This is a genomic window from Desulfurococcaceae archaeon MEX13E-LK6-19 (assembly GCA_029637525.1).
Taxonomy (GTDB): Archaea; Thermoproteota; Thermoprotei_A; order Sulfolobales; family Desulfurococcaceae; genus MEX13ELK6-19.
Genome location: CP072660.1, coordinates 701,052 through 720,635 on the forward strand (window position 1 = coordinate 701,052; position 19,584 = coordinate 720,635).

Genomic DNA, 19,584 nt, shown 5'->3' on the forward strand with positions numbered 1-19,584 from the left:
GAGAATAGGGTAGTAGGTGGTATACTGGTTTGAGCGAAGCTGGGCTAAGGTATATAGTGCGTATAGCTGGCACGGATATTGATGGCACGCTGAAGACAGCTTATGGTCTAGCTGAAATAAAGGGTGTTGGAGTAAACCTCGCGTATGCTCTTTGTAGAGTACTTGGCATTGATCCAGAGAAGAGGATTGGCTTCCTAACAGATCAGGAGATCAAGAAGATCGAGGAGGCCCTTAAGGATCCTGCAGCCTATGGTATCCCGACTTGGATGCTCAACCGTAGGAAAGACTATGAGACCGGTAAGGACATGCACTTGATTGGAGCAGAACTAATATATTATGTTAAACAGGATATCGAGAGGGAGAAGAGGATCAAGAGCTACCGCGGTATAAGACATGCTCTAGGCTTGAAGGTTAGAGGACAGAGGACACGTACAACAGGTAGACTAGGTATAACCGTTGGTGTAAGGAAGAAGAGGAGGTAGACCCGGCCATGGGTGATCCTAGGAAGCCTAGGAAGAAATGGGAAGGCCCCCGTCATCCTTGGCGTAAAGAGACTCTGATAGAGGAAATGAGGCTTGTCGGAGAATATGGTCTGAGGAACAAGAGAGAACTATGGATAGCCAAGACAATGATCAGGAAGTTCAGGCACCAAGCCAGAGCACTCCTAGCAGCACCACCAGAGATACGTGAGAAAGAAGAGAAAGCACTACTACACCGTCTCTACAAGATGGGTCTCTTGCCTGAGAACGCTACACTCGACGACGTATTGTCTCTTACTGTAGAGGATCTTCTTGAGAGGAGGCTGCAGACTATAGTCTACAGGAAGGGTCTCGCCAGAACAATCTACCAGGCTAGACAACTTATTGTACACGGCCACATAGCTATTGGTGGGCGTAGAGTCACTGTCCCCGGGTACATTGTTTCTCGTGACGAAGAAGACTTGATTGATTACGCTCCCACAAGCCCCTTCAAGAAAATGGCTGAAGAACAACAGGGTGGTGAAGCCTAGGGGGTGGATGAGATATGAGTTTCTATGGCCGTGAGCTCAAATGGGGTGTAGCCCACATCTATAGCAGCCCCAACAACACAATTATACATATAACAGACTTGACTGGAGCCGAGACAGTGAGCCGTACAAGCGGTGGAATGGTTGTAAAGGCCGACCGTGAGAAACCAAGCCCCTATGCAGCCATGCTGGCGGCTAGTAGGGCAGCAATGGCCGCTATGGACAAGGGTATAACAGCTCTACACATTAAAGTCAGGGCACCAGGCGGTCATGGACCAAAGACTCCTGGCCCAGGTGCGCAAGCAGCGATCAGAGCCCTAGCTAGAGTAGGCTTCATCATCGGCAGGATTGAGGATGTTACACCGATACCACACGATACAACACGTAGGCCAGGAGGTAGACGTGGTAGAAGAGTCTAGTCTTGTTTTTGGTTTGGTGGTGTAGTCTTGGGTATTGAAGTAAGTGTTTTGGATAAAGCCCCTAATCGCTTGAGAATTCATGTCAAAAACATTCCTCTCCATATACTCAATGCTATTAGGCGTGCCGCTATAAGTGAAGTACCCACAATGGCTATAGATGTCGTGGTTTTCACGGTTAACTCAAGCGTGTTTTACGATGAAATAGTTGCTCACAGACTGGGCCTCATCCCATTGACTAGTGAGGCAGCTCTCGAGAAATACAAGAGCCCAGAGGAATGCCGTGAAGCCGGCGAGGAAGCTATCTTCACCGAGGAGTGCTTCGCTAAATTCGACCTCATAGCAAAGAACCCTATGGAATCCGGTAAACCCCTCATAGTCTATAGCAAGGACCTCAAGCCAAGCGACCCAGACGTAAAACCTGTCTATGACACAATCCCCATACTAATCCTTGGACCAGGACATGAGATACGTCTTGAAGCATATGCTCGTCTTGGTAGAGGACGTGAACACGCCAAATGGAGCCCTGTATCGGTAGCCGCCCACAAGTATGTTCCTAACATAAAGATTGACCCGGAGAAATGTGATAGCGAGTGCACTAAGTGTATTGATGTTTGTCCTAAAGGTGTTTTAGATAAGAAGAATGGTAAACTCGTTGTACGTGAAGACAAGATTCTTGATTGTACCCTATGTCGTATGTGTGAATCAGCTTGCCCCAATGGGGCTATACGTATTGGTCATCGTGAAAACGAGTTCATACTCACAATAGAATCCACTGGTGCTCTCCCACCCAAGAGAATTCTTTTAGAAGCAGTTAAGATTATTGAGTCTAAACTAGATGAGTTCCTGGATAAACTCAGGGAGCAGGGTGTTATGAAGTGAAGAGGACTGGGCCAACAAATATAGTATTGAGAAAGACTATAGACGAGCTATATAAGGCTTCGAGGAGAAACAACGCTCCCATATGGAGGGCTGTGGCAGAGCTACTCGAGAAACCTAGGAGACAGAGGATAGCAGTCAACGTAAGTAGGATTAACAGGTATACTAGTGAGGGGGATGTGGTTGTAGTACCGGGTAAAGTACTTGGCGCGGGAGTACTGGATCACCCTGTCACTGTTGCTGCTGTAGCGTTCTCTAAGAAAGCTATAGAGAAGATTAAAGCTGCTGGAGGGAAACCAATGTTTATACTAGACCTTGTTAAGGAGAATCCTCGTGGAAGTAATGTGAAGATAATTGGGTGATAGCCGTGTCAGCTAGCGGGCAGGCACAAGCCAAGACCCTCGTGGTTGATGCTACGAACCAGATACTCGGTAGACTAGCCAGCATTGTAGCCAAGAAGCTTCTTGAAGGATACAAAGTGATCGTTGTCAACGCGGAGAAGGCTGTTATTAGTGGTGAGCCTAAACGAGTTATAATGGGCTACAAGCTCCTCGAAGAAGTACGTACTCTAAGGAACCCATATAAGAGTGGTATAAGGAGGCCCAAGGCACCCCACAACATACTGAAGAGAACCGTGAAGAACATGTTGCCCATGGACAAGCCTCGTGGGAGGAACGCGTATAAGAGGCTAATCGTATATACTGGTGTACCGCCGGAGCTTGAGGGTAAAGAGAAGGAGTTCGTTAGATTCGAGGAAGCTGATGTCAGTAGGCTTAGGAACAAATATATAACTCTCCTTGAACTCTCAAAACACCTTGGCTGGAGGGGTTATAGAGAGTGAGCCAGGCAGCTACTACACAAAAAATAGTCATAGCTACTGGTAAGAGGAAGACAAGTATAGCCAGAGCAGTAATCAAGCCTGGTAGCGGGAGGATATGGATAAACGGTGTACCACTAGAGATCTGGCCGATCGAGCTCGCTAGACTAAAGATGTACGAGCCTCTGGTACTCGTCGGCGACTTGTGGAAGACTGTTGACATAAAAGTGAACGTTAAGGGAGGAGGCTACATGAGCCAAGCTGATGCAGTTAGAATGGCTATTGCACGTGGTTTACTAAAGTATGCTGGCGACAACGAGGAGCTCAAGAGGATACTAACAGAGTATGATAGATACATGTTGTCCGGCGACCCGAGACGTACTGAGCCAGAGAAGTATATGAGGTATAGTGCTAGAAGAAGATGGCAGAAATCCTACAGGTGAACACGTCATGATTATTCCTGTAAGATGTTTTACATGTGGCGCCCCGATAGGGCATCTCTGGGATGAGTTCAAGAAACGTGTTGAAGCAGGGGAGGATCCGGGTAAAGTTCTGGATGAACTAGGTGTTAAGAGGTATTGTTGTAGAAGAATGTTCCTCTCCCACGTCGACCTCGCCTACGAGATCCTTAATTTCCCGAAAATATCCTGACTTGTATCCCATGGGGTGAGATTGAATGACTGAGACACCAGCTGAAGGAAAACCACAACCAGAACAACCACAGCCACAGCAGGAGAGAAGAGGTGTTGAACTGCTTATCCCTCTTGAAGACTACTTGGCTGCTGGTGCACATATAGGTACACACATATGTACAAAATTCATGGAGAGATTTGTTTACAGAGTTAGAAACGATGGTCTCTACATACTCGATATAAGGAAAATTGATGAGAGAATAAGGATCGCCGCGAAATTCCTAGCCAGATACGACCCAGCTAAACTAGCAGCTGTATCCGTTAGACAATACGGCCAGAAGCCTGTCACGAAGTTCTGTCAGTATGTTGGATGCAAAGCCTTCATAGGCAGGTTCCTGCCCGGTACATTCACAAACCCGTCTCTAAAACAGTACTTCGAGCCCGATGTAGTACTGATAACCGACCCACGTGCCGACAACCAGGCTCTCCAGGAAGCAGCTGAGATAGGCATACCTGTTGTAGCACTGGTAGACACGGATAACAGGACAGAGTTCATAGACTTGATCATACCTATAAACAACAAGGGTAGGAAGAGCCTAGCACTAGTCTACTGGTTGCTTGCACGACAAATACTTAGAGAGAAAGGAGTATTGCCGCCAGACAAAGACCTGCCAGAGCCCCCGTCTGCTTTCGAGGCCCGTATCGAAAGGTGATTTTTAAATGGAGTATATACCCGAAGTTCGTCAACCAGCTGTTTCAGGCTACTTTTACCCTTCAGATCCTAATGAGCTCAAGAAGCTTATCGAGTGGTGTTTTACACACGAAGTAGGTCCTGGCCGTATACCCAAAGTCTCTGAAGCACGTATTAAACGGAGCACGGGTTTTGTTGTACCACATGCAGGCTACATATATAGTGGGCCCGTTGCAGCCCATGCATTTAGTGCATTAGCCGAGGAAGGCGTCCCAGAAACAATAATCATTATAGGGCCAAACCATACTGGCTACGGTGCACTTGTTTCAGTCTACCCCAAGGGTAGATGGGCTACTCCTCTTGGAGAACTAGAGGTCGATGAAGAACTCGCTAGAGCCATAGTTAACAATAGCAACTATGCTGAACTAGATGTTTACGCTCACGTCGAGGAACATAGTATCGAGGTACAGTTGCCGTTCATCCAGTACCTATACGGTGATAGAGTAAGAATCGTACCCATAGTCCTTGGCATCCAGACCCCCGAGGTAGCGAAGGACCTAGCCATGTCAATTATTGATGCGGAAACAAGCCTCGGTAGAGACATAGTTGTGTTGGCGAGCACTGATTTCACGCACTATGAACCACATGGACAAGCCATGAAGAAAGACCTTGAGGCAATCAATACTCTTATTGAAACACTTGATATACACAAGTTCTATGATGTAGTCAGAGAATACAATGTAACAGCTTGCGGCCCAGGAGGAGTGATGGGTCTAGCTGAGTACACGAAACTCAAATACAAAGACAAGGCAGCCGCGAAACTCCTCAAATACGCGACAAGCGGTGACACTTCAGGCGATAAATCGGCTGTAGTAGGTTATGCCGCCATACAGTTCTTTAGCAAGTAACAGGCATTAACTTAATCAGGGAATTAAATTGGATAACATGGGTTTGATTGAAGAAATACCTGTACCTATATTCTACACTCCAATAAAATGCAACAACCCCGTTATAGTCCACAACCACTCAACACGTGTTGAAGTAAATCTTGATACTAGTTCTGGAGGAAACAAAGTAGAAGTATCCTACAACAATGGAGAAGACTATGGTAGAGTATTGGCTAATTACATAAAAAAGTTCATTGACATGCTAAGCGAGTATATTGCCGAGGAGTATTTTTCCATAGAAATAAACATTGATAAGCCTGTATATGGACTGGGATTATATGCATTCATAACAACATTGTTGCTGAAAGAAATGGATCTACCTGATGACGAAGTTCTAAGGGCTTGCAGTATTATTGACGAAAAGATTGTCAGCGACCCTGTTAGATTAATGGTGCTGAAAGCTCTTAGAACCAGTGTACTTCTTGGCACGAGTATTATCTATAGGGGCGGTGAAAAACCTGTGGAGCTCAATATAGAAAAGAATTTTGTTATTACAAAACACTTGAGGCATGATGATAGAAGTGTTGTAACAGAGCTTTTTAACGAACAAGCTTTCAGAGCAGCTGTCATCCATCTTGGGGGCTATACCGCCATAGCTCTCGCCAAATGTTGTATAGCGGGACTTGAGTGTAGTAAATTGTTGACCGAATCACTTATTGTCTTCAACAGTCTACAATACATGGTAAAAGGGGTAACTCCCCCATTAGATGGTGTTTTACTGGATGACCTCCCCGGGTATTTGTCTCTACTAGTACTGGAGGATGATGTTAGTGAACGAGACAGTGGTTAGAAAACTCGAGCACATAGATGTTGTCCTCAAAGAAGACACTGTATTCCCGGGTGAATGCCGGGAGCTATACGAGTCTATAATACTAGTACACCAGGCTTTACCCCTCGTAGACTACAAGGATATAGATACATCAATAGAGTTCCTAGGCTACACCCTGGAAGCACCACTCATGATAACAGGGATTACTGGAGGACACCCTGAGGCAACAAAGATCAATGAAGGGCTTGCAAGAATCGCTGAGAAAACAGGTATAGCTATCGGTGTTGGTAGCCAGAGAGCAATGATCGAGAAGCCTACTGATGAGATCAAGAAGTCCTATACTATTGTAAGAGAGGTTGCGAAGAACGTTCCTGTCATAGGGAATATAGGGCTGAACACTCTCCATGATCTCTCTCTACGTGATATAGAGAATATTGTTGACGCGATAAAAGCTGATGCACTCGCCGTACACTTGAATCCGGCGCAGGAGCTCGTGCAGCCCGAGGGTGATACGAGGTTCACTAGAGAATCCCTAGGTATATTAGAGGATATTGTGAGAGAACTTAGTGTACCAGTTATAGTCAAGGAGGTTGGCAATGGATTGTCTATGGAGGTTGTCGAGCTTCTAAGCAGTATCGGCATAGAGTACTTCGATGTGGCTGGTGCTTGTGGTACCAATTGGGTTCGTGTAGAAGAGTATCGTGCACGTAGGAGGGGAGCCCGGGACAAGGTCTTGCTTGCAGAAAAACTACGGAAATGGGGTATACCCACGCCACAGGCAGTCATAGAAGCCAGGTGGGCTAACCCCAAAGCATTCATTATAGCTAGCGGTGGCGTATGGGATGGTATTAGGGCGGCGAAGAACATAGTACTCGGAGCAGACATGAATGGTTTTGCACAACCTGTTCTAAGGAAGCTACTCGAATCAGGTGTTGACGGTGCCGTAGAATATGTTAAAAACTATGTTGACGAGCTGAAATCAGTCATGTTTCTTGTCGGAGCATCCTCCATAAAGGAGCTCCGTCGTAAACCATTCATTCTCCTAGACCCCCTTAAGACGATTATTGAGTCTAGGAGAATAGATCTAGAGAAATACATGGTCATCAAAACGGGTTGATCCATTATGAGCGAATACGAGTTCCCAGAAGTATTCGTTGAAGGAGTTGAAGGAGACTACTATATCGTGTATAAAGACGGGGAATATTTCTTCTCCAAGACACCTGGCGGCGAGAAATACTATGGGCATATTCTCTATGAGGATGTCGTCGAGAAAGCAGTAGATCTTGTTGAAGCGAGGATGAAGAAATCAATAATAGTTATCCCCAAGTTCAAGTCGGGCGGTGAATTAGAGGCAATTCTTGTCGAGGAGGGCACGAGTATTTGCTTAATGGAGATCAAGGGCGCCGACCCTATTGTTTTTGTTAGCGAGGGAGACGAGGTTGAGGAGAGAGACAAGATAGCCTACATTATCACTGGGAAAGGAGAAGTAAGAGTCTATAAGAGTGTTTGCTCTGGTATAGTTACATTAGTGATAAACTTCCCGTGGGAGCGTCCCGAGAGATACATACTAGTGGTTGTGAGTAGAGATGACGCTAGAAGAATCACTGTTAAAAGAAGTTAGAGAAATCGCGTACAAGCACGCGCTACTCAACGCTTACAAGCATGGAGGCAAAGCTGCTCTAGGACCCGTTGTCTCAAAGATTGTTGCTGAGAAACCCGAGGTCAGGAAGATAATAAAGCAGTTAATACCAGTGATCAAAGAGGTTGTCGAGGAAGTAAACAAGCTCACGCTAGAAGAACAAGAGAGAATACTACGTGAAAACTGGCCCGAGCTTCTTGAGGAGAAGACTGTTGAGGAGAAGAAAGAACTGCCTCCACTACCCAATGCCGTTGAAGGCAAGGTTGTAACCAGGTTCGCCCCCAACCCCGACTATACTATACACCTGGGGAACGCTAGACCAGCTCTCTTGAGCTACCTCTATGCCGTAATGTACAAGGGTAAGATGATACTGAGATTCGAGGACACAGACCCAAGAACAAAAGCACCATTCCCAGACGCATACAACCAGATTAAAGACGACCTCAAATGGCTTGGCATCAAGTGGGATGAAGAATACATCCAGAGTATGAGAATGCCGATATTCTACGATATCGCCAAAGAATTGATCAAACGTGGAGGAGCCTATGTGGACAAGTGTAGCCCCGAGGAATTCCGTAGGTATAGAGACCAACGTAAACCATGTCCGCACAGAGACAAGTCTCCTGAAGAGCAGCTAGAAGAATTCGATAAAATGCTCGAAGGACACTACGGTGAAGGAGAAGCTGTTGTCAGAGTAAAAACCGACCTAAACCACCCCGATCCTTCTGTGAGAGACTGGGTTGCATTGAGAATCATAGATACCAGCAAGACACCGCACCCAGTTGTGGGCGACAAGTATATTGTTTGGCCGACATACAACTTCGCGGCAGCCATAGATGATCACTTGATGGGTGTAACACATATTCTCCGTGCAAAAGAGCACCAGACAAACACTATCAAGCAGAAATACCTCTACGACTACATGGGCTGGAAATACCCTGAGACAATACACTTCGGCCGCCTAAGCCTCGAAGGAGTCATGCTTAGTAAATCAAAGATGAGAGCAAAAATCAAAGAAGGCTTCATGGTCTATGACGATCCACGATTCGGCACACTTGCAGCCCTACGTAGAAGGGGTATTGTCCCAGAGACTATACATGAGATCATAAAGGACGTCGGGATCAAGAGTATTGATGCAGTGATAAGCTACGCGAACCTAGCATCGATCAACAGGAAGATAATAGACCCGAGAGCACCAAGGTATATGATGGTTGTAGAGCCTCTAGAACTAGTCGTAGAAAATGCTCCCGAGACCCTGGAGGCAAATGTGCTACGTCACCCTGATACAAGAGAATCCTACAAGTATGTACTCAATGGGCCCAGTATCAAAGTGTATGTTTCTTCTAGAGACATAGAATTGTTCACCAAGAACAAGATAGTAAGGCTTATGGAGTTAGCCAATGTAGAGTACAAGGGAGTCATTGTAGAGAAGAACAAAGTTGTGGTCAAGACATTGTTTATCGATACTAGTCTTGATACAGCTAGGAAGCATGGTGCACCGATAATACAGTGGGTGCCAGAAGACCAAGCGTCTTTAATAGAGATCTGGAAGCCGGAGGGAGAAGAGCTTATACGTGAACATGGATTAGTCGAGAAAGCTCTTGAGGAAATCAATGAGGGAACAGTAGTACAGTTCTATAGGTATGGATTCGCCCGTATAGAGAAGACACCCAGTGGTTTAAGAGCGATATATGCACACAACTAGTAAGAGGATAGTTTTATTAGCCCAACTAATCTTATCCTATTATCACAGATTCGACGACCTAGATGGGAGGAGGATGAGGAGATGAGCAAGCCTTTCTATGTAAAATTTGAGGTACCCCCAGAACTAGCCGAGAAAGCATATGAAGCACTAAAGAAGGCTAGAGAAACAGGCGGCAAGATCAAGAAGGGAACCAACGAGACAACAAAAGCTGTTGAGAGAGGACTCGCTAAACTAGTACTAATCGCAGAAGACGTAGACCCACCAGAGATTGTCGCACACCTACCCCTACTATGTGACGAAAAGAAGATACCCTACGTCTACGTACCAAGCAAGAAGAAACTAGGTGAAGCAGCTGGTATCGAAGTAGCAGCAGCAAGTGCAGCAATCATTGAGCCCGGTGGCGCCAAGGACCTAGTAGAGGAAATAATCAAGCAAGTAAAAGAACTCAGAGCAAAAGCAGGAAAGTAAGCTCCCCATAAGCTCTTGTTAAAGTAAACAACCTACCTGTTTTTTAATACTGTAACATCAATTTATTACTTTGTAGCAATTTTACTCTTCAATAAATCAGTTAAAGCCGCAGCCAATAACACCATACCGATGAACACGTTTACTTGAACAATATGTAGTTCTTCAAAGAAAATGTATAGCACAAACAGTATTGCTGCAGCATTATAAAACACGAGGTTCTCAATATTTGTTCCCAACATATAGTTTAGTGTTGCCAGTATCACGAGAGAATACATGAACAACACGTAGACTGCTAAGAGGAAATGAATTACATTGGCTGAAAAGATGCAGCACCCTATGTCGGATGTACAGAGTGGAGATAAGTTATGTACTCCAATCAGGAAATGATGAATTATATGAAGTAGAGCTATGAGAGCGATAGCAAGGAATGTTACATAGGTTGTTACCCTGGAAAACGAGACACCGGTTCTATAAACTTTCTCTGGATAGACGAGTTTAGCCATACTTGTTATCGTGAGTGTTACTAAGAATATTTGTATACCCATGTGTGCGTACAAGGAGTCTATAGAGATGCACATTGCTATCGACGGATCATCAAGTATGGCTAAGCCAGCTCCCAGCACTATCGATAATACTATGAAGAATATCATCAAGATCTTTTTGTGGTTATACGTAATATATTCCTTAACGAGCTTCATTGAAATATGTAGTTTTTCCCCAATGGTTGTTCTGGAAATCATTTCTTTAGACACGAAATACACGTAGACAGCAGAAGTAATTGTAGCAGAGAGAACGAGAGTGGCCAATATCTTATTCGATGCGAGAATATCTGCTCTTATGTTTAAAGCGGGTAGCTGATATGATATAACGAATAACGTTAAGATAGCTACCAATAAAGCCAATAATATGTAATACCTCTTCTTCCTAGTTACAATGAGTTTCACACTAACTACGAATACTTGTAGAGTAAAGAAAACAAACAAAGTGTATGATATAACATATGTTGCGGCAAAGAACAGTACATGTGAAAGAATAATGTAGAATATGTCTTTCTCAACAGTTATTACACCAAAGTTGTATACTAACGGACAAACATGGCTGGCAACTAGTTTAGCAACATCCCAAATATTGTATTTAAATATGTAGAAAATAAGGCCGAGCATACTATACTTACCGATCGCAAGAAGCAGGTTTTCCCTCCATTTTCGAACTATGATTGTATCAAATAGTTTCACTAACAAATCCTCCTAATACACATTGTATATTGTGTATGTGTATTAATATAGGTATTACAAACGCTATAAATCCTACTGTATTATACCTCTATAAATTGCCTTTAGAAGAATTAATTAGAATTGAACAGTGTCTTCTAGATGTAGTTAAAAGGAGGTATTTTATCTTCTTCCACTTAGTCTTCTTGCTTCTCTCTCGGTCTCTCTTAGTATGAGTATATCGCCTATTCTAACAGATCCTTTCACATTTCTTGTGATAATTCTTCCCTTGTCTCTTCCCTCGAGAACTCTTACACGTACCTGTGTTATCTCTCCGGTTACACCTGTTCTACCAATGATCTGTATGACTTCTGCTGGGAACCCTATTTCCTCTGTGACATTAACTGCTGGTTGTTCAACATAGATCTTCTTTTTCTCCTCTCCTTCACTCATTAATCGTACACCCTATGTAGTCTTCCTCCTTATCCCTCTTAACTACTTGTAGTTGTTATAAATATTGCGATAAAGCTTAAATAATTGGTTCAGCCATGATTAGGTTTAGCCGGAATAAACCAGTCCGCTAAGGAGGGGTGCAGTAGTAGAGATGCCAAGGATTGTTCATTGTAGTTTCTGTGGAAGACTAATAGAGCCTGGAACAGGGATAATGTATGTGAAGAATGATGGTAGTATACTCTGGTTCTGTAGCAGCAAGTGCCGTAAAAACTTCTTGAAACTCGGCAGGAACCCCAGGAAGCTTAAATGGACTCTAAGAAAAGCTAAAACATAAAATCCCTTATCCCCTGAATACATTTCTCCACGGTGTACAAGCCATGGCTATCGAGAGAACACTTGTATTCATAAAACCAGATGGTGTTGAGAGAAGACTCGTAGGCGAGATTATTTCTAGATTCGAGAAAAAGGGACTGAAGATAAAAGCACTGAAAATGTTTAAGTTCACACGTGAGCAGGCAGAAGAATTCTACAAAGTACATAAAGGCAAGCCCTTCTTCGAGGACCTAATAAAGTTCGTTACAAGGAATCCTGTCGTGGCAATGGTTCTCGAAGGAGACAATGCCATCTCTGTCGTTAGACTAATGATAGGCCCTACAGATGGAAGACAAGCACCACCAGGCACCATTAGGGGAGACTACGCGTTATCGAAACAAGAAAACATAATACATGCAAGTGATAGCCCTGAGAGTGCTGAACACGAAATAAACGTTGTGTTTAAGAAAGAAGAGATAATAGATTGGTAAGTTCTTTATTCCCCATTAATCCATGTAGGTTCATTCACTTTTATGATTAATGTACTTTAGAACGCTAGCCCATAGAATGGGTCTTGTTTCCTCTTTATCTTTATTATCTCGTTGAGAACCATTTTCTCGTCATCACTAAGCTCATTCTTATACTTGGTTAGCCATAGCTTAGCGTGGTCTTTAGGTATGTCAGTGTAGAGTATGTCTCCTTCATCTATATGTCTTCCAACAAGAACTCTTCCTTTAATCGATATAGCTACCTCCATGCCCACTCTAGCTTCTTTCAGTACCTGATCCCTGTCCCGGATCTGCATTATACTGCCTATACGGGTTCCATCTTCTCTCATAAGCGGGTAGCCGGGCTTTATCACTCCTCCTAGAACCTCTATGCCTACTATGGCTGGATTGCTTCTTCTGAACACGTAGCCTGGAAGTATCCTTATCTTGCCTGGCCTGATTAGTGATTCTAGTTCTTTACGTTTCTCCATTTCCTTGAGCTTCTTAACCCAGTCGATGTACTCTTCTAGAAGCCTATAGATCACGTTGTGGCTGAATACTTTGATTTCTTCTTTCTCAATTAATTCACGTGCGTCGGGCAGTATTTTCACGTTGAATGCTATTATGACGCCGTATACAGGGTTGTTCTTCTTTGCCACAATAGCCTCCATAACATCATTCTTGGTTACAGGGCCCACGTCGGCTAGCCTAACTGGTATATTTTCTCTCCTCAAAGCAGCTATGAGGGCTTCCAGTGTACCTAGTGTATCAGCTTTAACAACAACACCCACGTTATCAGTCTTGATCCTTATTGCTTCTACTTCTTCTCTAACTTTCTTCATGTATTCTTCGGCCTGCTCAGGGCTTGGTACAACGTAAATTGGGCCTCCCGCTAACGCATCCTCAAGCCCGGGTGCGGAGATCTTTACACCAGTAGCCGCTACAACCTGGTCTACGGTCATGAATTTTCCTTCATGAGCCCTCATGTCTTGCAGCGGCCTGGGCATCAATAGTGCTCTAACTTTAGTGAGAATAGGTTTCTCTTTACCAGCAACAACTATCTGGTCACCTTTCCTCATCACGCCATCATAGATTATGACGTCTATGGTTGTGCCGAGACCAGGCTCTTCCTTGACCTCGAGAATGACTCCTTTCGCGGGATCATTGCTTGTGACGAGCTTCTTCTTCATGAACTGCTGGACTAGACCAGTTAGTAGAGCAAGTAGTTCTGGAACACCTTCTCCTGTTTTCGCCGAGACGGGTACTATGGCTACTGTTCTCCTGAAATCACGTATTCTATCAAACCTCTCGGCCATGAATCCTTGGTCGTATAGTTGCCCCACGATCCTGTATATGAGCTCGTCGAGTCTAGCTACAACACTTGGGTCCTGCTTGTTTATGGTTTCAAGGAATGGTGCGCCCGGGTTGGGTTTCCAGCCAGGGATCCTATCGATTTTGTTGGCGGCTACAACGAATGGTACACGGCGTTCCTTGAGTATCTGTATGCTCTCAACGGTCTGGGGCTGGAACCCTTCTATGATGTCGACTACGAGTATCGCTATATCAGCTACGCTTCCTCCACGACGCCTCAGGTTGCTGAAAAGCTCGTGTCCAGGAGTGTCTATGAAGAGTAAACCAGGGATCTCTACTTTTAGCTTCGGGAAATACTTCTTGAGAGGCTCCGCCACCTTCTTTAGAACACTTGCTGGAACTATACTTGCTCCAACATGTTGTGTTATCTCGCCAGGCTCTTTCTTGGCTACAGCAGTGCCCCTGATATAGTCAAGTAGCGTTGTCTTACCATGGTCTACATGTCCTAGCACCACTACTATTGGTTGTCTTATCCATGTCTTCCTCTCGGTATCACTGGACATTACAGTTTCACCCTCGCCTAAACCCTCAGTCTACCAAGAGGTCAATCTATATTAAATATGTGACTAAACTTAGAAACAATTGTCTAGACAAGACAAGTATTTGGTGGTTTCTTTGAGCGAGCTTGATGAAGCGAAGTCTATGGCTGCTAGAGAGGCTCTAAAATATATCGATGGAGCCAACATTATTGGTGTTGGCACTGGGTCTACCGTAGAGAAGTTTATTGAACTACTAGGCGGTATGGCTAGTGACTACCGTGACAGACTATTTGTTGCATCATCACTTGACACCATGCTGAAGCTCAAGTCCAAGGGCTTCAAGGTATTGTATCCCGGGGTTATCGACTCTATAGACGTGTATATTGATGGAGCCGACGAGGTTGACCCAGAACTAAACATGATCAAGGGAGGAGGCGCCGCCTTAACTTTAGAGAAAATACTAACCTATTACTCTAGAGAAAGAATCTTCATCGTTGACTACACGAAACTAGTTGATAGACTAGGTACGAACCACCCCGTTCCCATAGATGTTCTCCCATGGGCTGTCTCAATGGTCTACAAATACCTTAAAGAGAAAGGCTACAACCCCGTGGTGAGAAGCAGTAGGAAAGGAAAGTATGGCCCAGTGGTATCTGATGTCGGCGGCGTTATAATAGACTTGAAACCACCCCTGTTCAACCCTGTTGAGCTCGAGAAAGAACTAAAGATGCTCCCAGGTGTAATCGAGACAGGGCTATTCATAGGGCTTGCTGACAGAGTTATCGTTGGCTGGAGTAATCGTGTAAAAGTTCTCACTAGGAGCAAAACAGGGTAATGCCTCACACAATAATATTATATACCTGTATAGCGTGTTTCCCATAAAGAAGACTGTATACAAGCTGGTGCCGTATAGGCACCGGGGGTATGTGGTTTGCCAGACTTCAAGATAGTGATCTCAGATCCTGAGGCAGCTAAAACAGCTAAACCAATCAAGGTAAAAGTTGTTGGAGACGATATACCCTTCGATGAGGAGATGAAAGAAGGATTCAAACTACCGATCATAAAGATGAACAAGGCTCTTGCAGACAAACTCGAAGCGAAATATGGCGTCGTAACAGTAAGGATCTACAAACCCGAGAGCAAGGAGAAAATCAATATAAGAGGAGTCATCGAGATAGACGACAACATCCCCGAGAATGAAGTCCATGTCAGTGCGGCTATTCTAGCAGACAAGATTGGTGCCAGCGAGGCTGAAGGAGAAGTCTTCAGGGCCAAGGCATGGCAGATCAGAATAAAGGATGAACGAGCTGTTAGACTCGTTGGAATGAAGATAGGCGACGTATTTGATGGATCACTCGTCGGGCTCAAAGGCGCTAAGCTCAAGATTACTGGTGGCAGCGACTACAGTGGCTTCCCAATGAGACCGGATATCCATGGTGGAGTCAAGAAGAGAGTATTACTGTCGGGTCCACCAGGATTCCATCCGAGAGAGAAAGGTGAGCGTAGAAGGAAAATCGTTAGAGGCAATACTATAACCGAGGACATAGTACAGATTAATACAGTGATTGTAAGCTAGACATGACCAGTTTACGTGGGAAACCTATTTTTATAAACAAACATTTTTAGTTTATTTGTCTAGAGCACTTTGGTGGAGGGTTGAGAGTCTATTGCCTTGGGAGCCAAAACAGCCTGAAGTAAATATTGGTGTTGTCGGGCACGTGGATCATGGTAAGACCACGCTTGTACAAGCACTTACTGGTATATGGACTGCTAGGCATAGCGAGGAGCTCAAGAGAGGTATGACCATCAAGCTTGGCTACGCTGATGGAAGTATTGCCTATTGTGAGAACATGGAGCCCCCGGAGGCGTATACTACCGAGCAAGTATGCCCTGATGGCTCAGAGTCTAAGTTGTTGAGGAGGGTAAGCTATGTTGATGCTCCTGGCCATGAAGCATTGATGGCAACGATGTTGTCTGGAGCAGCGCTAATGGATGGAGCAATACTTGTTATAGCAGCTAACGAGCCTTGTCCACAGCCTCAGACACGCGAGCATTTCGCGGCACTCGATATTATTGGCGTTAGGAATCTCATTGTTGTACAGAACAAGATCGATGTAGTACCCAGGGAGAAAGCTATCGAGAACTACAAACAGATAAAGAAGTTCCTGGAAGGCACGTGGGCTGAAGACGCCCCCATAATACCTGTTAGTGCTCTCCACAAAGCCAACATCGATATACTCTTACAGGCAATCCAGGAGATCATACCTACTCCCGAGAGAGAACTAAGCAAGCCCCCGCTCATGTATGTTGCTAGGAGCTTTGATGTAAACAAGCCTGGTACTCCTCCAGAGAAACTACAAGGCGGCGTAATAGGTGGCTCGCTTATACAGGGAGTACTACGTGTCGGCGATGAAATAGAGATTAGACCTGGTATAAGAGTACCTGTTGGGCCAGGGAGATACAAGTATGAACCTGTTGTAACAGAAGTCACGAGCCTGAGATTCGGTAACCTTGAGGTAGAAGAAGCTAGACCTGGTGGGCTACTAGCTATAGGCACGAAACTAGATCCATCACTTACCAAGGCTGATTCTCTTGTAGGAAACATTGTTGGTAAACCAGGTCAACTACCACCATCGATCAGATATGCTAGGATAAGGTATCAGATGCTGGAAAGAGTGGTTGGTACCAAGGAGCTCGTTAAGCTAGAAGCCATAAGACCCAGAGAACCCATTGTCATAACAGTTGGTACAGCCATTAGGCTAGGTATAGTAACCAAGGCATCGAAAGATGTTATCGAAGTACAGCTCAGAGACCCCGTGGTCGCATGGGAGGGATCTAGAGTAGCTATTAGCAGACGTGTACTCGGTAGATGGAGGCTAGCAGGCTGGGGTATTGTTGAGGAAGTTGCGGAGTAAATACAGTAGGACATATTTTACCTAGGAGAAACCAAGTTGAAGAAGCCACGTATCCTCCTAGACACGAATATGCTTATGCTTTTTGGCCGTGGAGTCAATGTTTTTGAGCAAATAGAGGAGCTTCTTCTAGCTAAGCCAGAGTACTATGTTATCAAGCCTGTTGTCGAAGAGCTCGAGAAGATACTTAGGAAAGGCGGTGTTAAAGAAAAGAAAGCAGCACGTCTAGCCCTCGAGGCTGTTAAGAAGTATTGCCGTGTAATAGATATTGAGCGTCCACCAGGGGTCAAAGTAGACGACTTGATAGTACGTGTTGCAGTAGAAAACAAGTTTATTGTAGCCACTAATGATAGGGAGTTGCGGCGGAAGCTCCGCGAAAAAGGTGTGCCAGAAATCTATTTCAGAGAAGAGAAGCGATTACTTGAATCCCAAGGTGTTTTCTAGGAACAGGTTTTTCTAGGATTTTTATAGGAAAACTCTTTAAGTAGTCTAGTAAACAGTTTTAACAACGCTTACAAGTATGTGGTTAGACAGGGTTAGGTGATGGTTTATTGTATAGGATCTATAAAATAAGAGACGTTGTAAGGATTCCACCAGAGGACTTCGGTAAACCATTAAATGAAGCGGCATGGAAAGCGTTGAGACAGATATATGAAGGCAGAGTGACTCGTGACCTCGGTGTAATAGTCGCTGTTCTTGACGTCAAAGTAAACCCCGAGGGCAAGATAATTTATGGCGATGGAGCAACATATCATGATGCTGAATTCACTGTACTCGCGTTCAACCCGTTTATAAAAGAAGTTGTTGAAGGAACTATTGTGACGGTTACATCCTATGGTCTATTCGTAGACCTCGGTGCCACCGATGGTTTTATCCACAAATCCCAGATAAGCGATGAAGACATAGAGTATGATCCTACACGTCAGGCTCTGGTTCTACGTGATACGAGGAGAATCATTGAGAAAGGAGATAGTGTTAGAGCGAGAGTATATAATGTAGCACTCATGCCGGGCAAGGGGCTAAGAGTTAGCTTGACTGTAAGGCAGGCATATCTAGGTAAATTAGAGTGGATCAAGAAGATGAAAGAACAACAAGCAAGCAAAGAAAAGGAGTGAGGTGCTAATCGATGCCAATAAGAGTCAAGAGGAAACCGCTGAAGGCTTGCAGGAAATGTAGAGCCCTTGTGGAGAGAGAAGCCGAGGTATGCCCGTTGTGTGGTTCAAGAGATTTTACTGAAGACTGGGAGGGTATGGTTGTAATTATTGATCCGGAGAAATCCGATGTAGCTAGGCTCCTTGAGATCAAGAAGCCCGGTAGATATGCTATCAAAGTAAGGTGATTAATTGTCTCAAATACGTATACCAGTACTGCTCATGCCTCATTTCCTCCGTGACGTGCTTTCTATCCCCCAGGGGAGCCTTATTGTCACTGAGAAGAACAAATATGTTCGTGGAGTCAAAGTGGATATTGCTATAGGAGATGTTGTCGCGAAAACACTTGTTTCTCGGGCAAGAATTATTGACTACAAGACTAGGCGAAAAATAAGAGTACAACAAGAAAACAAAGCCGGTAAGCGGGTACTCTATATAGTTAATCCTGCTGGCACGTTGTCGCTGAATACACTGACGATTATCTCTAATACTGTTTTTGATGAAATCATTGTTGATGGAGAAGAGGATCTTGTTCCGTTGGCTGCTATTAGAAACAATAACTATAACTCCATAGCTTATGGACAGCCTGGTGTCGGTGTTGTTGTTATTGAGAAAAACATGTACACAGTATTTAGGGCTAGAGAAATACTTAAAACATTTAAACCAGTAATGTATGCCTATACTTCAAGGGAAAGGAGGGTGGAGTATTAGCCCCAGGTGTTAGCAATGCCGGGGGCTGGTAAGACAATAAAAATTGGTGAAGACTATATGGGCGAAGTAGTAGAAGAGAGGTATAATCCTCTAATAAAGAGGCTAGAGATAATCATAAGGTTAAGCCACATAGGTAAAGGCACTCCATCACGTGGCATAGTCAGGAAAGCTATCGCTGAAGCATACAAAGCAGAGATCGAGAGAGTTTATGTCAGGAAGATAGAGTCTGAGTATGGATGGGGTGTCACTAAAGTAGAAGCACACATCTACGATAGTCCCGAGAGAGCCAAAATGTTTGAGCCAGAATACATTATTAAAAGAAATGAGTATGCTGTACAAGGACTAGGGTGAAGACTATGGCTCACGTACATAAACTCTATGAATACGATTACGAGAAAGGAACAATAAAACTCAAGAACAAGAAATGCCCTAGATGCGGCAGCATTATGGCGTACCATAAAGTCCCTGCGCCACGTTGGCACTGCGGTAAATGCGGGTACACGGAGTTCATCCGTTAGCTCTTTGTT

29 protein-coding genes are annotated in these 19,584 nt (G+C 44.5%); 26 read left to right on the forward strand and 3 right to left on the reverse strand.

The genetic code is table 11. The features are described 5' to 3' along the window. Nucleotides 1-29 precede the first annotated feature (29 nt). The 15 genes from J4526_03965 (at nucleotide 30) to rpl7ae (ending at nucleotide 9,969) form a co-directional block, all read left to right on the forward strand. Nucleotides 30-482, forward strand: coding sequence for a 30S ribosomal protein S13 (locus tag J4526_03965; GenBank protein ID WFO76009.1), 453 nt, complete (start codon nucleotides 30-32; stop codon nucleotides 480-482). 8 nt (nucleotides 483-490) lie between these two features. After that, a complete protein-coding gene (locus tag J4526_03970) occupies nucleotides 491-1,009 on the forward strand; it encodes a 30S ribosomal protein S4 (GenBank protein ID WFO76010.1) in 519 nt (172 codons plus the stop codon). A 14-nt stretch (nucleotides 1,010-1,023) separates the two neighbouring features. Beyond that, nucleotides 1,024-1,425, forward strand: coding sequence for a 30S ribosomal protein S11 (locus J4526_03975; protein ID WFO76011.1), 402 nt, complete (start codon nucleotides 1,024-1,026; stop codon nucleotides 1,423-1,425). A 33-nt stretch (nucleotides 1,426-1,458) separates the two neighbouring features. Continuing rightward, nucleotides 1,459-2,304: a DNA-directed RNA polymerase subunit D gene (locus J4526_03980; GenBank protein WFO76315.1), complete on the forward strand. Its 846-nt coding sequence runs from the start codon at nucleotides 1,459-1,461 to the stop codon at nucleotides 2,302-2,304. Continuing rightward, on the forward strand, nucleotides 2,301-2,663 hold the full coding sequence (locus J4526_03985; protein ID WFO76012.1) for a 50S ribosomal protein L18e: 363 nt from the start codon (nucleotides 2,301-2,303) through the stop codon (nucleotides 2,661-2,663). Before J4526_03980 ends, J4526_03985 begins: the two co-directional genes overlap by 4 nt. Nucleotides 2,664-2,668: 5 nt before the next feature. Beyond that, nucleotides 2,669-3,142, forward strand: coding sequence for a 50S ribosomal protein L13 (locus J4526_03990; GenBank protein WFO76013.1), 474 nt, complete (start codon nucleotides 2,669-2,671; stop codon nucleotides 3,140-3,142). After that, entirely contained in the window at nucleotides 3,139-3,561 is a 423-nt protein-coding gene (locus tag J4526_03995; protein ID WFO76014.1) for a 30S ribosomal protein S9, read from the forward strand. The genes J4526_03990 and J4526_03995 overlap by 4 nt, the downstream gene beginning before the upstream one ends. Nucleotides 3,562-3,568: 7 nt before the next feature. After that, on the forward strand, nucleotides 3,569-3,769 hold the full coding sequence (locus J4526_04000; protein ID WFO76015.1) for a DNA-directed RNA polymerase subunit N: 201 nt from the start codon (nucleotides 3,569-3,571) through the stop codon (nucleotides 3,767-3,769). Nucleotides 3,770-3,794: 25 nt separating this feature from the next. Then, on the forward strand, nucleotides 3,795-4,463 hold the full coding sequence (locus J4526_04005) for a 30S ribosomal protein S2 (protein ID WFO76016.1): 669 nt from the start codon (nucleotides 3,795-3,797) through the stop codon (nucleotides 4,461-4,463). A gap of 7 nt (nucleotides 4,464-4,470) precedes the next feature. Further along, entirely contained in the window at nucleotides 4,471-5,349 is an 879-nt protein-coding gene (locus tag J4526_04010) for an MEMO1 family protein (protein ID WFO76017.1), read from the forward strand. Nucleotides 5,350-5,377: 28 nt separating this feature from the next. Continuing rightward, a complete protein-coding gene (locus J4526_04015; GenBank protein WFO76018.1) occupies nucleotides 5,378-6,178 on the forward strand; it encodes a hypothetical protein in 801 nt (266 codons plus the stop codon). Continuing rightward, a complete protein-coding gene (fni, locus tag J4526_04020; protein WFO76316.1) occupies nucleotides 6,153-7,274 on the forward strand; it encodes a type 2 isopentenyl-diphosphate Delta-isomerase in 1,122 nt (373 codons plus the stop codon). Before J4526_04015 ends, fni begins: the two co-directional genes overlap by 26 nt. A 6-nt stretch (nucleotides 7,275-7,280) precedes the next feature. Continuing rightward, nucleotides 7,281-7,778, forward strand: coding sequence for a DUF2118 domain-containing protein (locus J4526_04025; GenBank protein ID WFO76019.1), 498 nt, complete (start codon nucleotides 7,281-7,283; stop codon nucleotides 7,776-7,778). Next, nucleotides 7,744-9,501 (forward strand): glutamate--tRNA ligase, encoded by a 1,758-nt coding sequence (locus J4526_04030; GenBank protein WFO76020.1) that lies wholly within the window; start codon nucleotides 7,744-7,746, stop codon nucleotides 9,499-9,501. Before J4526_04025 ends, J4526_04030 begins: the two co-directional genes overlap by 35 nt. A gap of 81 nt (nucleotides 9,502-9,582) precedes the next feature. Further along, the gene (gene rpl7ae, locus J4526_04035; protein WFO76021.1) at nucleotides 9,583-9,969 is read left to right on the forward strand and encodes a 50S ribosomal protein L7Ae; all 387 of its coding nucleotides are present in this window, start codon (nucleotides 9,583-9,585) and stop codon (nucleotides 9,967-9,969) included. A gap of 65 nt (nucleotides 9,970-10,034) precedes the next feature. On the opposite strand, the gene J4526_04040 is transcribed toward rpl7ae, so the two are convergent. Then, nucleotides 10,035-11,204 carry a hypothetical protein gene (locus tag J4526_04040; GenBank protein ID WFO76022.1) on the reverse strand — a complete coding sequence of 390 codons (1,170 nt, stop codon included), beginning with the start codon at nucleotides 11,202-11,204 and terminating at the stop codon, nucleotides 10,035-10,037. 159 nt (nucleotides 11,205-11,363) lie between these two features. Further along, nucleotides 11,364-11,633, reverse strand: coding sequence for a 30S ribosomal protein S28e (locus J4526_04045; protein ID WFO76023.1), 270 nt, complete (start codon nucleotides 11,631-11,633; stop codon nucleotides 11,364-11,366). Between the two features lie 151 nt (nucleotides 11,634-11,784). On the opposite strand from J4526_04045, the gene J4526_04050 reads away from it, so the two are divergent. After that, complete coding sequence (locus J4526_04050; GenBank protein ID WFO76024.1) at nucleotides 11,785-11,967, forward strand: 50S ribosomal protein L24; 183 nt, start codon at nucleotides 11,785-11,787, stop codon at nucleotides 11,965-11,967. 43 nt (nucleotides 11,968-12,010) lie between these two features. After that, nucleotides 12,011-12,436, forward strand: a complete 426-nt coding sequence (gene ndk, locus J4526_04055; protein WFO76025.1) for a nucleoside-diphosphate kinase — start codon at nucleotides 12,011-12,013, stop codon at nucleotides 12,434-12,436. Nucleotides 12,437-12,492: 56 nt separating this feature from the next. Here ndk and infB read toward each other — a convergent pair whose 3' ends face one another. Further along, nucleotides 12,493-14,307 carry a translation initiation factor IF-2 gene (infB, locus tag J4526_04060; GenBank protein ID WFO76026.1) on the reverse strand — a complete coding sequence of 605 codons (1,815 nt, stop codon included), beginning with the start codon at nucleotides 14,305-14,307 and terminating at the stop codon, nucleotides 12,493-12,495. A gap of 112 nt (nucleotides 14,308-14,419) precedes the next feature. On the opposite strand from infB, the gene rpiA reads away from it, so the two are divergent. From rpiA to J4526_04105, 9 genes are all read left to right on the forward strand, one after another. Beyond that, nucleotides 14,420-15,118 (forward strand): ribose-5-phosphate isomerase RpiA, encoded by a 699-nt coding sequence (gene rpiA, locus J4526_04065; protein ID WFO76027.1) that lies wholly within the window; start codon nucleotides 14,420-14,422, stop codon nucleotides 15,116-15,118. Between the two features lie 96 nt (nucleotides 15,119-15,214). Beyond that, on the forward strand, nucleotides 15,215-15,859 hold the full coding sequence (locus J4526_04070) for a 30S ribosomal protein S6e (GenBank protein WFO76028.1): 645 nt from the start codon (nucleotides 15,215-15,217) through the stop codon (nucleotides 15,857-15,859). A 91-nt stretch (nucleotides 15,860-15,950) separates the two neighbouring features. Then, nucleotides 15,951-17,198 carry a translation initiation factor IF-2 subunit gamma gene (locus J4526_04075; GenBank protein WFO76029.1) on the forward strand — a complete coding sequence of 416 codons (1,248 nt, stop codon included), beginning with the start codon at nucleotides 15,951-15,953 and terminating at the stop codon, nucleotides 17,196-17,198. A gap of 69 nt (nucleotides 17,199-17,267) precedes the next feature. Further along, on the forward strand, nucleotides 17,268-17,639 hold the full coding sequence (locus tag J4526_04080; GenBank protein ID WFO76317.1) for a 30S processome protein Utp24: 372 nt from the start codon (nucleotides 17,268-17,270) through the stop codon (nucleotides 17,637-17,639). 107 nt (nucleotides 17,640-17,746) lie between these two features. Next, a complete protein-coding gene (locus tag J4526_04085; protein ID WFO76030.1) occupies nucleotides 17,747-18,310 on the forward strand; it encodes a DNA-directed RNA polymerase in 564 nt (187 codons plus the stop codon). A gap of 11 nt (nucleotides 18,311-18,321) precedes the next feature. Continuing rightward, nucleotides 18,322-18,534 (forward strand): DNA-directed RNA polymerase, subunit E'', encoded by a 213-nt coding sequence (locus J4526_04090; GenBank protein ID WFO76031.1) that lies wholly within the window; start codon nucleotides 18,322-18,324, stop codon nucleotides 18,532-18,534. Between the two features lie 4 nt (nucleotides 18,535-18,538). After that, nucleotides 18,539-19,057, forward strand: a complete 519-nt coding sequence (locus J4526_04095; GenBank protein WFO76032.1) for a DUF359 domain-containing protein — start codon at nucleotides 18,539-18,541, stop codon at nucleotides 19,055-19,057. A gap of 15 nt (nucleotides 19,058-19,072) precedes the next feature. Further along, nucleotides 19,073-19,408 (forward strand): 30S ribosomal protein S24e, encoded by a 336-nt coding sequence (locus J4526_04100; protein WFO76033.1) that lies wholly within the window; start codon nucleotides 19,073-19,075, stop codon nucleotides 19,406-19,408. Nucleotides 19,409-19,413: 5 nt separating this feature from the next. After that, the gene (locus tag J4526_04105; GenBank protein WFO76034.1) at nucleotides 19,414-19,575 is read left to right on the forward strand and encodes a 30S ribosomal protein S27ae; all 162 of its coding nucleotides are present in this window, start codon (nucleotides 19,414-19,416) and stop codon (nucleotides 19,573-19,575) included. Nucleotides 19,576-19,584: the final 9 nt, after the last annotated feature.

What these genes read in the sequence shown, in the direction of transcription:
- fni (WFO76316.1), top strand. Translation starts at nt 6,153, where the DNA reads ATGTTAGTGAACGAGACAGTGGTTAGAAAACTCGAGCACATAGATGTT.
- J4526_04045 (WFO76023.1), bottom strand. Translation starts at nt 11,633, where the DNA reads ATGAGTGAAGGAGAGGAGAAAAAGAAGATCTATGTTGAACAACCAGCA.
- ndk (WFO76025.1), top strand. Translation starts at nt 12,011, where the DNA reads ATGGCTATCGAGAGAACACTTGTATTCATAAAACCAGATGGTGTTGAG.
- J4526_04100 (WFO76033.1), top strand. Translation starts at nt 19,073, where the DNA reads ATGCCGGGGGCTGGTAAGACAATAAAAATTGGTGAAGACTATATGGGC.
- J4526_03975 (WFO76011.1), top strand. Translation starts at nt 1,024, where the DNA reads ATGAGTTTCTATGGCCGTGAGCTCAAATGGGGTGTAGCCCACATCTAT.
- rpl7ae (WFO76021.1), top strand. Translation starts at nt 9,583, where the DNA reads ATGAGCAAGCCTTTCTATGTAAAATTTGAGGTACCCCCAGAACTAGCC.
- J4526_04080 (WFO76317.1), top strand. Translation starts at nt 17,268, where the DNA reads ATGCTTATGCTTTTTGGCCGTGGAGTCAATGTTTTTGAGCAAATAGAG.
- J4526_04050 (WFO76024.1), top strand. Translation starts at nt 11,785, where the DNA reads ATGCCAAGGATTGTTCATTGTAGTTTCTGTGGAAGACTAATAGAGCCT.
- J4526_04005 (WFO76016.1), top strand. Translation starts at nt 3,795, where the DNA reads ATGACTGAGACACCAGCTGAAGGAAAACCACAACCAGAACAACCACAG.
- J4526_04000 (WFO76015.1), top strand. Translation starts at nt 3,569, where the DNA reads ATGATTATTCCTGTAAGATGTTTTACATGTGGCGCCCCGATAGGGCAT.
- J4526_04090 (WFO76031.1), top strand. Translation starts at nt 18,322, where the DNA reads ATGCCAATAAGAGTCAAGAGGAAACCGCTGAAGGCTTGCAGGAAATGT.
- J4526_04105 (WFO76034.1), top strand. Translation starts at nt 19,414, where the DNA reads ATGGCTCACGTACATAAACTCTATGAATACGATTACGAGAAAGGAACA.
- J4526_03970 (WFO76010.1), top strand. Translation starts at nt 491, where the DNA reads ATGGGTGATCCTAGGAAGCCTAGGAAGAAATGGGAAGGCCCCCGTCAT.
- J4526_04010 (WFO76017.1), top strand. Translation starts at nt 4,471, where the DNA reads ATGGAGTATATACCCGAAGTTCGTCAACCAGCTGTTTCAGGCTACTTT.
- J4526_04025 (WFO76019.1), top strand. Translation starts at nt 7,281, where the DNA reads ATGAGCGAATACGAGTTCCCAGAAGTATTCGTTGAAGGAGTTGAAGGA.
- infB (WFO76026.1), bottom strand. Translation starts at nt 14,307, where the DNA reads ATGTCCAGTGATACCGAGAGGAAGACATGGATAAGACAACCAATAGTA.
- J4526_04030 (WFO76020.1), top strand. Translation starts at nt 7,744, where the DNA reads ATGACGCTAGAAGAATCACTGTTAAAAGAAGTTAGAGAAATCGCGTAC.